Annotated in this window: 15 protein-coding genes, 2 tRNA genes and 1 pseudogene; 6 read left to right on the top strand and 12 right to left on the bottom strand. The window is 67.3% G+C overall.

Going from position 1 to position 14,873, the window contains the following annotated elements:
• Positions 1-170 precede the first annotated feature (170 nt).
• Positions 171-2,066 (top strand): DEDDh family exonuclease, encoded by a 1,896-nt coding sequence (locus U9983_RS21735; RefSeq protein WP_322755795.1) that lies wholly within the window; start codon positions 171-173, stop codon positions 2,064-2,066.
• Between the two features lie 145 nt (positions 2,067-2,211).
• On the opposite strand, the gene U9983_RS28035 is transcribed toward U9983_RS21735, so the two are convergent.
• The 4 genes from U9983_RS28035 to U9983_RS21715 all read right to left on the bottom strand — a co-directional run bounded on the left by U9983_RS28035 (position 2,212) and on the right by U9983_RS21715 (position 4,180).
• On the bottom strand, positions 2,212-2,610 hold the full coding sequence (locus tag U9983_RS28035; protein ID WP_416211473.1) for a PaaI family thioesterase: 399 nt from the start codon (positions 2,608-2,610) through the stop codon (positions 2,212-2,214).
• 717 nt (positions 2,611-3,327) lie between these two features.
• On the bottom strand, positions 3,328-3,567 hold the full coding sequence (locus U9983_RS21725; protein ID WP_322755793.1) for a hypothetical protein: 240 nt from the start codon (positions 3,565-3,567) through the stop codon (positions 3,328-3,330).
• Positions 3,567-3,818: a hypothetical protein gene (locus tag U9983_RS21720; protein ID WP_322751614.1), complete on the bottom strand. Its 252-nt coding sequence runs from the start codon at positions 3,816-3,818 to the stop codon at positions 3,567-3,569. The genes U9983_RS21725 and U9983_RS21720 overlap by 1 nt, the downstream gene beginning before the upstream one ends.
• A gap of 125 nt (positions 3,819-3,943) precedes the next feature.
• On the bottom strand, positions 3,944-4,180 hold the full coding sequence (locus U9983_RS21715; RefSeq protein ID WP_322755792.1) for a DUF397 domain-containing protein: 237 nt from the start codon (positions 4,178-4,180) through the stop codon (positions 3,944-3,946).
• Positions 4,181-4,207: 27 nt separating this feature from the next.
• Between U9983_RS21715 and U9983_RS21710 the strand changes: the two genes are divergently transcribed.
• On the top strand, positions 4,208-4,429 hold the full coding sequence (locus U9983_RS21710; RefSeq protein WP_322755791.1) for a hypothetical protein: 222 nt from the start codon (positions 4,208-4,210) through the stop codon (positions 4,427-4,429).
• A 125-nt stretch (positions 4,430-4,554) separates the two neighbouring features.
• On the opposite strand, the gene U9983_RS21705 is transcribed toward U9983_RS21710, so the two are convergent.
• The 4 genes from U9983_RS21705 to U9983_RS28030 form a co-directional block, all read right to left on the bottom strand.
• Positions 4,555-4,631, bottom strand: a tRNA-Phe gene (locus tag U9983_RS21705).
• A gap of 144 nt (positions 4,632-4,775) precedes the next feature.
• Positions 4,776-5,306, bottom strand: a complete 531-nt coding sequence (locus U9983_RS21700) for a hypothetical protein (RefSeq protein WP_322755790.1) — start codon at positions 5,304-5,306, stop codon at positions 4,776-4,778.
• A 449-nt stretch (positions 5,307-5,755) separates the two neighbouring features.
• On the bottom strand, positions 5,756-6,115 hold the full coding sequence (locus U9983_RS21695; RefSeq protein WP_322755789.1) for a DUF6247 family protein: 360 nt from the start codon (positions 6,113-6,115) through the stop codon (positions 5,756-5,758).
• Between the two features lie 681 nt (positions 6,116-6,796).
• Positions 6,797-7,267: a pentapeptide repeat-containing protein gene (locus U9983_RS28030; protein ID WP_416211472.1), complete on the bottom strand. Its 471-nt coding sequence runs from the start codon at positions 7,265-7,267 to the stop codon at positions 6,797-6,799.
• Positions 7,268-7,677: 410 nt separating this feature from the next.
• On the opposite strand from U9983_RS28030, the gene U9983_RS21690 reads away from it, so the two are divergent.
• The 3 genes and pseudogenes from U9983_RS21690 (at position 7,678) to U9983_RS21685 (ending at position 10,659) form a co-directional block, all read left to right on the top strand.
• The gene (locus U9983_RS21690; RefSeq protein WP_322755788.1) at positions 7,678-9,402 is read left to right on the top strand and encodes an Eco57I restriction-modification methylase domain-containing protein; all 1,725 of its coding nucleotides are present in this window, start codon (positions 7,678-7,680) and stop codon (positions 9,400-9,402) included.
• Between the two features lie 107 nt (positions 9,403-9,509).
• Positions 9,510-9,722 (top strand): annotated as a pseudogene (locus U9983_RS28025) (type II site-specific deoxyribonuclease); the annotation flags it as partial.
• 646 nt (positions 9,723-10,368) lie between these two features.
• Complete coding sequence (locus tag U9983_RS21685) at positions 10,369-10,659, top strand: hypothetical protein (protein ID WP_322755787.1); 291 nt, start codon at positions 10,369-10,371, stop codon at positions 10,657-10,659.
• A gap of 57 nt (positions 10,660-10,716) precedes the next feature.
• Here the strand turns inward: U9983_RS21685 and U9983_RS21680 are convergent.
• A tRNA-Ser gene (locus tag U9983_RS21680) sits at positions 10,717-10,805 on the bottom strand.
• Between the two features lie 275 nt (positions 10,806-11,080).
• On the opposite strand from U9983_RS21680, the gene U9983_RS21675 reads away from it, so the two are divergent.
• Complete coding sequence (locus U9983_RS21675) at positions 11,081-12,160, top strand: PfkB family carbohydrate kinase (protein ID WP_322755786.1); 1,080 nt, start codon at positions 11,081-11,083, stop codon at positions 12,158-12,160.
• 30 nt (positions 12,161-12,190) lie between these two features.
• Here the strand turns inward: U9983_RS21675 and U9983_RS21670 are convergent, their stop codons facing one another.
• From U9983_RS21670 to U9983_RS21660, 3 genes are all read right to left on the bottom strand, one after another.
• The gene (locus tag U9983_RS21670; protein WP_322755785.1) at positions 12,191-13,774 is read right to left on the bottom strand and encodes a PepSY domain-containing protein; all 1,584 of its coding nucleotides are present in this window, start codon (positions 13,772-13,774) and stop codon (positions 12,191-12,193) included.
• Between the two features lie 189 nt (positions 13,775-13,963).
• Positions 13,964-14,608: a hypothetical protein gene (locus U9983_RS21665; protein WP_322755784.1), complete on the bottom strand. Its 645-nt coding sequence runs from the start codon at positions 14,606-14,608 to the stop codon at positions 13,964-13,966.
• A gap of 72 nt (positions 14,609-14,680) precedes the next feature.
• Positions 14,681-14,873, bottom strand: a 193-nt coding sequence (locus tag U9983_RS21660; protein WP_322755783.1) for a CorA family divalent cation transporter, incomplete at its 5' end; no start/stop codon positions are given.

The raw sequence follows: 14,873 nt of genomic DNA, 5'->3' as shown, positions 1-14,873 counted from the left end.
CGGAATGCACGTGTCAGTCCGACCGCCACAGGATCCATCCGTGCACCCACCGGACCGCCAGCGGCACGCGGGTGATCCGACAACTCGGACATCGCCTTCGTGTCGGATCGTTTCCGATCATCGGTACCCGCGGCGCAGTGCGTCGGTCCCATACGGGATGATCTGACGCCGTGACCGCCTCATTACGTCAACCGTCGACCATCGCCGCCGCCTATCCCCACCGCTACGCGGTGGTGGACGTGGAGACCTCCGGGCTGGTGGCACAACGCAGCCGGGTGCTCTCGATAGCCGTAGTGCACGTGGCGTCCGACGGCACGGTGGAACGGCGATGGTCGACCCTGCTCAACCCGGGATGCGACCCCGGGCCGGTTCACATCCACGGGCTCACCCGCGAACGGTTGGCCGGCAGCCCCACCTTCGATCGGATCGTCGACTCCCTGCTGCCGCTGCTCGACGACCGGATCTTCGTCGCGCATAACGCGGTTTTCGACTGGCAGATGCTTGCCACCGAGGCAATGCGGATAGGTATCCGTCTCCCTGTCGAGTGGCGGCTGTGCACCCGGGTTCTCGCCCGTCGGCTCGATCTCGACCTGCCGAACCTGAAATTGGCTACGTTGGCCGACCACTGGGGGGTTGTCCAACGCCGAGCCCACGATGCCGTCGACGACGCCGACGTCCTTGCCGCACTGCTACCGCAGGCGTTGGAACATGCCGCCGGCCAGTATCTGGACCTGCCCCTCACTCCCTGCGGCACACCACGCGACGACGCAACGATCCGGCCCGCCCACGACCGGACGACCGGACGGAAACCACGCTGCCGCTACGTCAATCCGGGGCCACTCGCCGCCGACGGGCCACTCATCCAGGGCATGCAGGTTGCCTTCACCGGTGACTCCATCACGAGCCGCGACACACTCGCCGAGGAGGCCACGACCGCCGGCTTACACGTCACCAGCGCGGTCAGCCGCCGGACCAGCGCTGTCGTCACCAACAACATCCGCAGCGGGACTGCCAAAGCCCGTGCCGCGCTGGCGCACGGCACGACAGTGCTCGACGAACAGATCTTCCTGCGCCTGCTCAGCGATGTCCGCCCCGGCCGGCTCCGCGAACAGACCGCCCCCGACATCGGGTCGGTGCTGACCTCGAACCCGAACCCGAACCCGACTGCGACTGCGACGCATACGTCCCACCCCTTTGCAGGCCGTCGCATACTTGTACTCGGCGAGCCATACGCCACGGCCACGCAGCTCCGGGAACGCATCACGGCCTTCCGCGGTATCCCTGCCGTGAACGTCACCGCCAGTCTCGCCCTCACCGTCTGCCTGGACGGCGGCGAGCAAGACCGCCGCATGCCCCGCATCCGACACCTCGGCATCCCCGTCGTGCCTGCCGAAACATTCCTGCGCGACATCGCCGCCAGCCGGTCCCTTCCGGACAGCCTGTCCCTCCCACCGGCCACCGGCGGGACCGAGCCCGACGCGCTGCTTTCTGCCGGCGCGACGCCCCGGTCACCTCGGTCGTCGTCCAGCCGGGCGGCTACCGGACGGGTATTACCCTGCGGCGGCGTCCAGGATCTACCGACGGCCGTCGCCGGCACGCAATGGACCATCGCCGCCACCTGGTCCTGGGACGCCTGCGATGTCGACGTCGTCGCGTTCCTCGTCGGTGACGACGATCTGGTCGGGGCCGACGAGGACTTTGTGTTCTACAACCAGCCGCAGGCTGCCGGCGGAGCAGCTGTGCTCAACGTCGACGGTCCGGCGGAACAAGCCATCACCGTGGACCTCGCCGCCGTACCGAACGACACACGAAAGATCATTATTGCGGCGGCTCTCGACGGATCCCGGACGTTCGGCGAAATCGGACCGGTCGAAATCAGCGCTCAGACACCGGACGCGGCAACGTGGCTGCGTGCCACCCTGGACGCCGCCACCACCGAGCGAACCCTGATACTCGTCGAGATCTACCGGCGGGCAGACGCCTGGCGTTTCCGTGCCGTCGGCCAGGGCTATGACCACGGACTCGCCGAACTGGCCCGCGTCTACGGCGTCGAGATCGAGGACTGACACGCGCCTGTTCCCGCACCGAAGACGTCATGTCTGCGATAATCAACATCGCTGATGTTATAGATCCCGTCTCGCCGGGCCCTGGACGCCGATTCCATCGTCGTCCGCCAACGTCCGTAGACGTCCGCCGGCTCGGCTACACGATTCAGTTCCCGGCTCCGGGTGGAGCGTCGCGAAGCAGGCAAGTCAGCCGCGATGTGCACACAGGGCGACCGGACTCGTCGACGATCCGAATGTCGTAGGTGGCGAGCGTGGCACCGACCTGGATCGCGGTGGCCGTCGCCGTCACCGTGCCCGACCGCGCGGCCCGGTGGTGGGCCGCGTTGATTTCGATGCCCACCGCCGCCCGGCCGGCCGCGGCGGGCGAGATCGCCGCCGCGAACGAACCAACCGTTTCGGCGAGCACCACGGATGCGCCCCCGTGCAGCAGCCCGTATGGCTGGCGGTTGCCCTCCACCGGCATCGTCGCGACGACCCGGTCCGGACCGGCTTCGACGACCGTGATGCCCATGCGCGCGGCCAGCTCGCCCCGGCTACGGTTCAAGACAGTGACGAGGTCCTCGTCCGGACCGGCGCGGAAATCGGCGCGGACGGTCGGGGCGGTGTCGGTGTCGGTGTCGCTAGTCGGATCTGCCACGTGAGTTCCCTTCGCCCGGGCGATGAGCTCGCGTCGGTCGGCGGCGGAATGCCCGCTCTGAATGTTGATCTCTTTAAGCGCTACGAACACGTCCAGCGTCTCATCGAGCGCCTCCCACACGGATCCCATGCCACCGTCCAGCCCCGAACCAGCTACCGCTGCAGCCACCGGCAGCCCCGAACGCCCTTGACGACACCACCAGAAACTTCGTCAGCCGTGGACCTGCCAACCTGTTCGAGGCAGCGTCTGACTGCCCGATCTGGCAGCCAGACCGGCGGACGAGCCCGGACTACGGGGGACAGCTGCGTACGATCATCCCAGGGTCGCGATGTTCGATGGATGTATGCGGACGTCCACGGATGATCGCGAGCAAACTACGGACTACCTGATTCCGATTCCCTCTGCTCCCGGTCGCCATCAGATTCTTCTTCAGCCGCAGACTTTTGATCATCAGACAGTGCGGATGGGCCGAGGACTTCGACGATACGGTCGCGCGGCATCCGCCCTAGTCGAGGCCCACCAGCGCGCCTGGAACAGCAAGCGGTCCGGCCCCCCGTGAGAGCCGAACCCCGGTCATGCAGACGACCGGACAGCTGCGGTGACGAGCAGGCCTCACGGCGACCCCTACACCGGCGGCCGGGTGTCCCATCCCGACCCGGCCGGCGGCTCCGAGCCCGGCCCATAACCCGCCGCCCATATCGTCCGCAGTGGCTTGCCGTGTGGGCAGGTCCCCGTCTCGGGGATCGGCTCCACGCTGCCCGTGGCGTGCAACTGGGCGCCGCGACGGCGACGGCACTTGTTGCAGGCCACCAGAGCCAGCATTGGGACGACCGGCGTCTCGCCGGGCGTCGGGTCGTCCGCCATTACTTCTTCTTGACCTTCCCGCCGCCGGCGCAGGCGCTGCACTTCCGTTCCTGTGTGCCGCTGAAGTTGCCTTCTTCGTCCGTCTCAACCCTGTCGAAGATGACCTTTCCGGTGCCGTTGCACGTCGGGCAGTCGGCGAATTCAACTTCGCTGACGTTCGTCTTTGCGGTGGCATCCTTACCGCCACGTTTGACGCCGTCTCGGCCGGTGCTCGCGCCGCCGCCGGTGCTGCCCCGCTTGTTCCACGCCATTGCACGCACCTTCCGTGTTCGTTAGGTTGCGGACCTAGGGTAAACCGGTGCTCGTCCAGTTACAGCTCCTGGCACCCACCGCAGTGGAGAGAACGCGGTGAGTGCCCGAGATGATGCGGATCAGCTCAGAAGCGCATTTCGCCGCGTTCGACGCCGTCGACGAACGCGGCCCACTCGGCGCGGGAAAACGACAGCACGGGTCCGCCCGGGCTCTTGGAGTCGCGGACGACAACCCCGCCGTCGTGCGCTGCTGCTTCGACGCACATGCCCCCGGCACCGTTGGAGAAGCTGGACGTCTGCCAGGTGACGGCGTCGGGCTCGAAGCCAGTGAGGTCGGGCTTGCGGGTGCGATCCTCGAACATGGGTGATCCTTTCGGTGGTGGGTGTTGGTGCACGCGCCGGCCCTACTCCGCGCCTCTTCTGACGAGGGACGAGGCGGGCCAGTACCGGGCGCCCGGTACGGAGAGGTGTGGCGAGATGCCCGGCGGCTGGCGCTGACCCCGGCGGAGTTCGCCTCCCCACTTGCCACGTGCATCGTCGGTCCGGATGAGCCCGCGCGGCTCCGGATCGCCACCGCGTTGCGGCTGGACAACTCGACGGACCCGTCGTGATCGTGTCCACGCCATGTCCATGGACACTCGCGAGTGGTCGGGAACGGCCGGGAACTCATACCGAGTGTATTTGATCACTAATACGAACCGGATCATGCCGTCTACCAGCGGTTCTTGCTGGTTAGAGCGGAGGGCGTGGGATTCGAACCCACGAGGAGCGTTGCCGCCCCTAGCGGTTTTCAAGCGGGCTTGCCGCCCCCGCAGATCATGGCGTTGACCAGCGTAAACAGGGATGTGTTCAAGCGGTGACACCACATCCGCCCGTCATCCGCCCGCGCAGCGCCGATTCGCTCTCGCCGCCATAGATGAAGGATGGGCGGGTTCCGGTCGGGGCGCGACAGCGCCATCAGCATCCCGGCTCGTCGTTCGGATCCGAGGATGAGCCGAGCATGAAGGTCGCCGTGTCCACGCGCTTCGGGTCGTAGAACGCCTCGCCGCCGTTGCTCTCGTCGCTACTGACGCTGACGAAGACCTGCCCGCTGCCTACATGGAGACGGGCCAGGGTGGGGCTGATGAACTCCGACTGCCGGCAGGTGTCGTGGGTTCGGGTCCACAGCACCCGAGCGTCGCTGGGCAGCTCGGCGAGCACCCGGGTATTCGCCACGCTGATCGGCACAAACGGCAACCGCATGTCGTAGAAGCTCACCCAGTCGTCTATGTAGTTCACAGCGTAGTAGGTATCGAAAGGCAGGCCGTCGTCTCCCAGCCCGAGCGTCCGATCCGGGTTGTAGCAACAGTTGACCGGGGTGTTGCCGTGGGTGTCCATCGTGTGGTGGGCGTTCCAGTCTGCCTGCGTGGCACCAAACCCGGGAAGATGCTCCGCCGGGGATGCCGGCGGCGGCGCTGGTGCGGATGGCGGCGTGGTTGGTACAGGCATCGCCAGGGCTGCACTGGTTTGGATCGGCGCCGGCACTGGCGCCGATATCGGTGTCGTTGACACGGGCACCGGCGGCAGTGCCGAGATCGCCGGTAAGGCGCTCGGCGAGGCTGTCATAGTGCTGCCGCTGGCGGTCTGGGTCGTCATCGGCGCCGGCAGTACGGCCCCGATCGCAGCCAGGGACAGGAAGACACCTACCGCGCCTGCGATGACAGCCTTCCTGGGATTGCGACGGATCCAAACGGCTGCCCGGTCTCGGGACGGTCGTGCGGACCGCGGGGGTGGGCGGTGCCGGTTTCCACCGCCCGGCGGCTGCCACGGCGATACGCCCTGATCCCCCATAAATCCCCCTTTCAGTATGCAGTGGGGGGCAGCCTACGAGACCCCTGAAAATCTTGATTGTGGGGTCTCGTGGATGGATGCGAACCACGTGTCTCGCGGCTGGCGCATTAATGACAGCAAAGCGGTAGAGGCAACGCGCTACACGACCGCTGGCGGGCGTACGGGTAGGTCGTGGTCGCCCCGAACACGGTGGGGTCGCCGGCCGCGATGCGCCGGCGGGTGTCCTCAATCTCGGTCTGCACTTCGGGGTTGAGGCACAGCAGGGCTTCGGTCCACCAGACTCGCAGCACCCGGTCGAGCGGTGCCATGTCCAAGGTGTCCGCCACGGTGGCCAGTGCCGTGCGGAAGTCGGTGTCAAACGCCGACTGTAGGTCAGCAGGCAGAGCAGCCCGGATCGCAGCTGGAGTCTTGTCAACACGCCGAACATGTGCGCTCCGTGCATCGACCCGCACGCCCGCTTCGCTCATGAGGGCGATTTTCCCACCGCGCCAAGGACGACACCCGGCCGGTGCCAAGCGCCCGGTACGGAGATGTGCGGCAGGACGTCCGGCCAGACTGCGGTATCCACGGCTGGCGAGCCGTGCCACAGCCTTTTGCCAATCCAGCGCGTACCTGCTCAGCCGGCGCCCGAGTAGCTGGATCTTTCCTGAGCATCAGCTGTGGCATCGCCGCCAACAACGGCGGTGCATACTGCCACGATCAGGCCGCGTGCCAGCGGGCGCGGTCAGGGCTGGCGGCAGTGGTTCCGCAGGCCATGGGCGTACCTCGGTCGGTGACCCCGGTAGCGCCTTCCGGGGCGCAGAAGGCGCCGGGGTGTACGACATTCGCACCGGACTGGGCCCGTGGAGCACTGGCCGGCGCTGGCGGCGGTACTGGCGAGTGGCTGGGCGCGGGCTGTTGGGCGTGCTGCGCCTGCGCCAGCTGCGCCTGCACCGCGGTGGTGTGATGCTGCGTCGCGGCCGGGGTGGGCGCCGACTTGGGTGGAACGACCGGCGCTGTAGCGGTTCGAATCGGTGCCAGCGTCGGACTCGCCGGCGCCACCGGTGAAGCACTCGGCGAGGCAGTCACGGTGACGCCGCTGGCGGTTGGTGTCGTTTTCGGTGCCGGCAGTACGGCACCGATCGCGGCCAGAAGGAAGAAGACGCCGATCACGCCGCCGACGGCGGACTTCCAGGGGTTGCGACGGATCCAGGCGGACGCCTGCCTTTGTGGCGGTCGCGGCTGCGGTCGGTGCTGGTTGCGACGGCCCGACGGCTGCCACGGCGGTAAGCCCTGATTCCCCACGATCCCCCCAGAGTCGTTAACGGTGGGGGCATCGTAGGGCGGTTGCTGTGCATGCCAGTCGCCGGGGCGCGACAACCGAGTATCAGTCTTTGCGCATTGGTAAGGTCCGCTTCGTATAGCCAGGCGTTGGTGATGTTCACGCCCTTTAGGTAGGTTTTGGTAATATTTGCTTCGTTAAGCCGGGAATTAGTAGATAGCCCACGTGCAGGTGCCCCGACGGACCATCGGCCGGGGCACCTGCACGCTGACGCCCGGTCTGTATGGCTCCTACTACGATCCGCAACCCATCGTCCCGGACCCGTGTTGCGTGGCGAAACGGACCGCGGTCTCCCCATGCGCTCAGGCCGCCCAAAGTTGACCTTGCCGGCTCTGGAAAGGTCAACTTTGCTGTTTCCTGGTACCGGGAAGCGACCTTCATCGGCGTGTTCTGGTCCAACCGGCAATCGGAGCGCGGCCCTTGATGAGTCCGCGGTGGTTCGTAAAGAGGAACGGCCCGACGTTGCCACTGCGGGCAACGTCGGGCCGCAGAGTCGGTGGCCACCTCGCAGGGTCGGGAACGCCTACCGGCTCCTTTTGCACCTTGGCAACAGGCCCAGCGGCACGACGAGCCGGACCGTTCAAGCGCCCGCCCGGGCCACACCGCCTCTGCTCCTCGACGCCGGCAGACCGGCACGCCGTCCCTCGCGACGTCTGACCTCAGTCCGTCACCGATCGCAGGCGGGCGTGATCTGCAGCGTGGCACGTCATGCCCACAGCCTCGGGCGACTCCTCCCAACGCTATCGTCGGCGCGTGGTGCACCAAGGTCTCTTTGAGCTCGGCTCCCTGCCCCTATCCGACTCGCTACAGATGGCGATCGAGCATGGAGAAGTGTTCACTCGGCACTGGGTCGTCGAATTGATCTTGGACTGGGTTGGCTACACGCCAGACAGGGACCTCGCCAATACCGTGATCGTGGAGCCCGCGTGCGGTGCCGGAGCCTTTGTCGGGCCGATACTTCAACGACTGACCGCCTCATGCCAAGTCCACGGCCGCTCGCTGCTCGACACTGCCGACGCCGTGCGTGCCTTCGACCTCCTCGACCGCAACGTGAGATCGAGCCGGGATCTCGCGATCCGGCTCATGGCCGACCGAGGCTGGGACGCCCCGAGCGCCGAGAAGCTGGCTGAGACGTGGATCCGTCAGGGGGACTTCCTCCTTCAGGACGAGTATCGAAACGCCGACTTTGTCGTTGGAAACCCGCCGTACATCCGTCTTGAGGACGTCCCCGACGTCCGTATGAATGCCTATCGGGCGGCATGCCCCACGATGGGTGGGCGCGCGGACATCTACGTCGGCTTCTACGAAGTCGGCTTGAAGATTCTAAAGCCTGGCGGGAGACTCGGCTTCATCTGCGCGGACCGCTGGATGCGAAACCAGTACGGGAGCCAGTTGCGCGAGCTCGTCAGCCGCGCCTTCAACGTCGAAGTCGTCCTCACCATGCATGACGTGGACGTCTTCCTCGAAGCGGTCTCCGCTTACCCGGCCATCACGATTATCCAAAGCGCACCCCAAGGGCCGGCCGTCGCCGCTGATACGACGTCCTCCTTCGACGCTACTGAAGCCGCGTCTCTCCGGAACTGGGCGGGGACGGAGGGGGAGACCTCCGTCCGTACTCCGACGTTCCATGCCGCACGCCTTCCCCACTGGTTTTCTGGCACGGACTCTTGGCCCGCAGCCTCACCCGCGCGGCTCGCGATGCTAGAAGACCTCAACGATCGGTTTCCCTATCTTGAGGACGACTCGACTGGGACTCGTGTAGGCATTGGGGTCGCCACGGGTGCGGACAGCGTGTTCATCACCAACGAGTCGGAACGTGTGGACATCGAGGGCGACCGCCTACTCCCCTTGGCCATGGTTCGCGACATCACAGGCGGTTCGTTCATTTGGACAGGCACACACCTCATTAACCCCTGGAACGTCGACGGGCGACTGGTCGATCTCGCCGAGTACCCTCGCCTCGACCGGTATTTCCGTCAGCATAGTGGCCAGCTGCGCGCGCGCCACATCGCTAGGAAGCAGCCGACTCGCTGGTACAAGACCATCGACAAGGTCGACCACCGGCTCGTCGAGAGGCCGAAGATCCTCTTTCCGGATATGAAAGCCATCATCCACCCGGTGCTAGATCGAGGTGGATTCTACCCCCATCACAACCTCTACTACATCGTCTCGGATGCATGGGACCTGAGGGTTCTCGGTGGGCTCCTGCTTTCACGAGTAGCCGAAGCATTCATCTCGGCATATGGGGTCAAGATGCGTGGCGGAACCCTACGATTCCAAGCCCAGTACCTCCGCCGAATCCGAGTACCTCGCCACGACCTGATCAACGATGCGAATCGTACGGCGCTGCGCGACGCATTCGATCGTCGCGACGTCGACGCCGCGACAGAGGCTGCTCTGCGCGTCTACGGCCTGTCTAGCCTGCCAGACTGAGAGAGGGAAGTCTTGACCGTAACCCGTGAGGACTTCGAAGAAGCAATCGCTGCTTATTGGGGCGTCAAAGAGACCCAGAACCGGCTTTCCGCTGACAGGGAGCCTCCTACCAGAAAAGATTCGCAATCTTCTGTGAACGACTCATGGCAGAGAACCTGTACGACGCCGTCTGCTATGTCACCTCGTCGGCCCACAATCCGCGGCCGGTCGAGCTTGTCAAAAGCCTCGACTGGCGCCACTTCTCGGCTGCCATCAACGCTCGCATCACGTACCTAAGCGAACTTGGAATCCCTGGCGACAGCGGAGCGCTCTCCATTTAACAAAATACCAGAGTGCCAGAGCGGCAGCACGTCGACGCCGCTCCGTACCGGCACGGCAATCGGAGTACGCTCAGACATTGACAGCTTTCGCGCAAGAAAGTGAGCAAGAAAGTGAGCGAGATATACGCGCCAGGTGATTGACGCCGGGCCGTTGGAGTTGAACCCTCCGAGACCGGAGTACTGCAATGGGTGCGGACATCTGTAGATGAGGGAAACCGCAGCGTGGCGCAGGTCGTAGGGACGCCGGGCGAGCGGTGACGCGGCCTGCTCCGGTGTGAGCGCCTTCTCTCGGGCCTCTTCCGCCACGCGCGGGTGTACGTGCTCTCCTGTGGGGCACCACCGGCCGCGGTTCGGACCAGCCGGCCTTCCATGCCGACACCGAAGTTGTCGATGTGGCAGCGCAGCATCCGCACGTACGCAGGTGGGATCGGTACCGGGCGGGTTTCCTTCTCACCCGCCGCTTCAGCCCGCGCCGCTTACGGGGCGCCGCGTCATCCGTCCAACCATGCCCGGCACGGGGTTCGTTGGCCGCCAGGTCCAGGCGGCCCCAACCTTCGGTCGGCAGGAAGCAGTCCGACTCGCGCGGCGCCAGGCCCTCGGACGGCCGGGTACCCGCGAAGTAAATGCAGCCATAGGAGGCTACGAGATGCCGACCTGTCGTCCCCTGCCCGGCGACGGCCGCGAGCAGATCCCGAACCTGCGCCGGATCGGCGACAACCCGGCGGTCCACAGTCTTGGCAACCTCCGGCTCCCGCCGCTGGTCACCGTCCACCGGGTTCGAGCCGAGCCACCCCCGCTCGACCGCATACCCGAGAGCGTGATGGAAGGCGACCCCGTGAACACAGTGATCTTCTCCCCCGACGGGCGCTGGATCGCCACCGACGGCCGCTCCAGGTCGGCCACAGCCGGACATCCACAAGGTACAGAAAGATCGTAAAATGAAAGATCAAAAGTACCGTGGCCTGCGGATTCAGGCCAAAGATACTGGTTGGAGCGGAGGGCGTGGGATTCGAACCCACGAGGAGCGTTGCCACCCCTAGTGGTTTTCAAGACCACCGCCATCGGCCACTAGGCGAGCCCTCCTGACCTGCGGCTTCGACCCGGTTGGCCTGATCGTCGAGCTGGCCGTTCCGTGCCTGTTCCGCGTGGCTGTCGTCCCCGTCTCCGGGCAGCCGGTCGTCTCCGAGTATTGCAGGATCGGCCGCCGGTGTGCCGAGGGCCTGTTCGATCGAGGAGTTCGCCGTTGCACTCGCTTGCAGGAGGCCCGTACCGGTTCGGGCGGACGACGTTAGTCTCAACGGCTGTCCACGCTCACTCCCACCGGTGGTGAGCCACCGGTTCCCCGACGGAAGGCGGCCATGACCGACCCGCTCGTGCCGTCCCCGGTGCCCGCCGGGCCAGCTGCCCGATCAGCCCGCACGCATCCGCCGCGGTTCGTGGTGGTCGGCGCCTACGTCGCCGACTGCCTGGTCAGCACACCGCGGCTGCCCGGATGGGGCGAGCACATCCAGGCCGACGCGATCCGGACGACGCCCGGTGGGAAGGCACTCAACCAGGCGGTCACCCTCGCGCGGGGCGGCGCCCACGTCACGGCGGTGGGGATCGTGGGAGGTGACGCGGTCGGACGAGATCTTGTCGCGACGCTCACCGCCGAGGGCATCGACACCGCCCATCTGACCGTCCAGCCGAACGCGCCAACCCCGGTCTGTGTCGTGTTCACCCGGCCCGACGGTCAGAACGCCACCACGTGGAGCATCGCCGACAATATGATCGCCAGTGCGGAGACCGTTTACCGGGCGAAGGCGGAAATCGCCCATGCGGACGCCGTCCTCATCACCTTCGAGGCAGCCGCCGAGGCCATCCGCCAGGTCGTCACGATCGCCCGGGACGCCGGCACCCGTGTCATCGTCAATCCCGCGCCGTCGCCCGCCGACCTGACCGCATACCGGGCCCTACCCTGGCAGCAGGTCGATATGATCATCCCGAACGAAGCCGAAGCCCGCGCCCTGCTCCCCGAACACCACCCCGCCCGCGCGGGGCAGGCTGACGGACTCGCCGAGGCCCTGGGGAGCACGCTCGGCGTGCCGACCGTCTGCGTCACCCTCGCCGCGAACGGATGCACCCTGTGGGACGCGAGCGCCGGTACGAGCACCGGTGACCGCCGTGCCAGCTCGGCGAACGCCCAGACCTACAGCGCGCATCCGACCGACGTCGTCGACACAACCGGCGGAAGCGACGCCTTCACCGCTGTCCTCGCCCTGCACCTGCTCACCAGCGCCGACCAGCCGACCGCCGTCCAGCACGCCCACGCCGCCGCGGCGCTGACCATCAGCCGTCCCGGCACCTACGACGCCCTACCCACCGCCGCCGAGCTACGCGATCAACGCGATCAACGCGATCACGGCGGTGGCGGTCACCCGGCCCGGCCTGGACGGTAACGCCGGGCCGGGCCGGGTGACCGTGTGACGTCAGGCGGGTGTGGCGCCGCCGCGCTGCCGCGTCCGCCGGACGACACCGACGGCCACGTCGAACATGAGGAAGGCGAGCAGGGTCACGCCGAGGACGGGCAGTGCCCAGCCGACAGCGGCGGTGAGCACGACCCCGACGACGAGTACCGGCCGCGGCAGCCCGCGCCAGGTGCCGCGTGCCGGCGCCGGGCCGACGGGCGCCCGCCGATCGTCGCGCAGGGGCCGCCGCTGCCACCACATCCGATAACCCCAGATGATCACACACAGGAGGCCGACCATCAGGGATGCGAGAAGTACCTGGTTGGCCAGGCCGAACAGCAGGCCCATGTGCGCCGCGATCCCGAGTTTGGTGAGTTTCGCGAGCAACGGGTAGTCAGCCCAGTCGGCCTGGGAGACTATCCGGCCGTCGGCCGGATCGATCGCGACCTGGCTGAGCCGTACCGGCCACAGCTTGTCGGTCTGGGCGACGCTCCAGGCCACGCCCGGCTCGGCGGGCAGGTCGATCTCGACCGGCCCGTCCAGTCCGCCTGCGCGCGCCGTGGCGAGAACCCGGTCGAGCTGCCCGGTGATGCCTGCTTCGCCGTGGTCGGTCGTCGAATCGGCAGGAGTCGTCCCGCCATCGGTCATCACATGGCCCGCATGCTGTGGGTCGGCGACGGGGCCGGGGCCGGGGCTGGAGGCGGGGCCGGGGCTGGAGGCGGGCACCGGCAGGGTGGTGTCGAGTTCCGGCGCGTGGGCGTGCAGTGCGTCCAGGGCCGAACTGAAGTGCGCTCCGGCATTCCGCGACCACGTCAAGCCCGTCGCAGACAGGAACAACAGGCCGAGTACGAGCCAGATCCCGATGCTGCCGTGCCAGGCCATCGTGCGCCGCCGACCCCGCGCGGCAAGATCGGGCAGCAGAACCCGGCGCAGCCGCCGGGCACTGCGCCGCCGTAGCACCCACAGCACCACACCACCGCCGACCACCACCCACAGCCAGCTCGCCGCCGCCTCGGAGTAGTTCCGCCCGAGCGTGCCGAGATGCAGGTTGCGGTGCAGATCATCAAGCCATGTGGTCAGCGGGGTGCTCCCCCACCAGGTGGTCAGCGCTCCCCGCACCTGGCCCGTGTACGGATCGACGTAGACGGTGCGCTGCTTGTCGTCACCGAGGCCGGGCACGTCAAGCACGACCCGGGTCGTCCGGTCGGCTGCGTCAGCGGGCAGCACCGCGGCCACGCTGCCCTCTGGATGAACGGCCCGAGCCGCCACGACCTGTTCGGCCAGCGGACGCGGGTTCGTCCCGACCCGTTCGACATGCAGTTCGTCGGCGTAGACCAGCTCGTCGAGCTGCGGGGTGAGGGTGTAGGCGAGCCCGGTGAGTGCGGCCACCACCAGAAAGGGCGCTACCAGCACGCCCGCGTAGAAGTGCAGCCGAACCAGCAGGCGGCGTGCGCCGCCGGCATCGGCAGAAGCAGAAGCAGGAGCTGGAGCAAGAACAGCAACAGAGACGGGAACGGGAGGAGCAGGAGGAGCAGGAGGAGCAGGAGGAGCAGGAGGTGTTACGGGCTCGTCCGGGGACAGCCCAAGATGATCAAAAGTGGTCACATGCGTCTCCAGCACAGGAATGAGGTCACGCGGACATGCCACGGCGACGCCCCACACATGAAGATCAGCTCAGTGCACTCTGACTCACGACCCCGCGACGGACCGATGAGGCACGGCTGAACCCGGTGGGACGGAACGCGGATTACACGCGGATGGACACCGTCTGGGCGATCACGCCCGCCGAACCGGTCAGGCCGGTACGAGAACCGGTGGACCCCTGCGGATGACGACATGGAAGAGCAGGACGAGACGTGGTGCCCGCCGCAGCCACCGGACGGGCTGGACTGGGCGGACGACACACGGGCGGACGAACCCGATCCGGTGCCGCAGCAGCCGGCCGGCGACGCGGCGCGCGACGGCCGCGGTGCCCCGCGCCGCCCGCCACAGAAGGCGTTCCCCGACAGCGAGCCAGAGCGCGAGGACGAGCGCGGCCAGCAGGTGCGCGAGCGCCATCGCGGGCCCACCGGGCAGCAGGTCCACGCCCGGCGCGGCACTCTGGAGCGCCATGTCACCGCTGTGGGTGAGATCGGTGATGTCGATGGAGGCGCCCCCGGCGAGACCGTTCGCCATGGCGGTGGGTTCGGTGACGGCAAAGGCGAGATGCAGCGCCGCCTGCACGCCGAGCACCAGGGCGGAAAGCCGCCAGGCGGACATCCGACCCTGTGTCGATCCCCAGCAGACCCGGGCTGTCACCATCGCCCCAAGCCCCATGACCGGCACCGACGGCAACCGGCCGCACGCCGCCCGGTGGCCGACGACCGCAAGCCCGAGCGCCAGGGCCGCCACCGTCGCGGCGCGCGCCCCCCGCCCAACGGGTGTCGCGGCCCAGGTCACAAGCCCCAGACCCTAGGGCATGACAACGTGTTCAGGCGGGAGTTCAGACAGGACAGGCGGGCGCCGGTGTGGTCACAGCCATCGCCGGCTGCGGAAGATCGTGTAGAGCATGACGCAGACGCCGACCATGAGCGCCATCGCGAAGGGGTAGCCGTAGGCCCAGCGCAGTTCCGGCATGTCGCTGAAGTTCATCCCGTACACCGTGCCGACCAGGGTCGGCGCGAACAGGATCGCCGCCCATGCGGAGATCTTCTTGACTTTCTCG

The organism is Protofrankia sp. Cas3 (genome assembly GCF_963555955.1).
Lineage (GTDB): Bacteria > Actinomycetota > Actinomycetes > Frankiales > Frankiaceae > Protofrankia.
The sequence above is the reverse complement of the archived record's forward strand: the minus strand, read 5'-3'. Positions and strand labels throughout refer to the sequence as shown.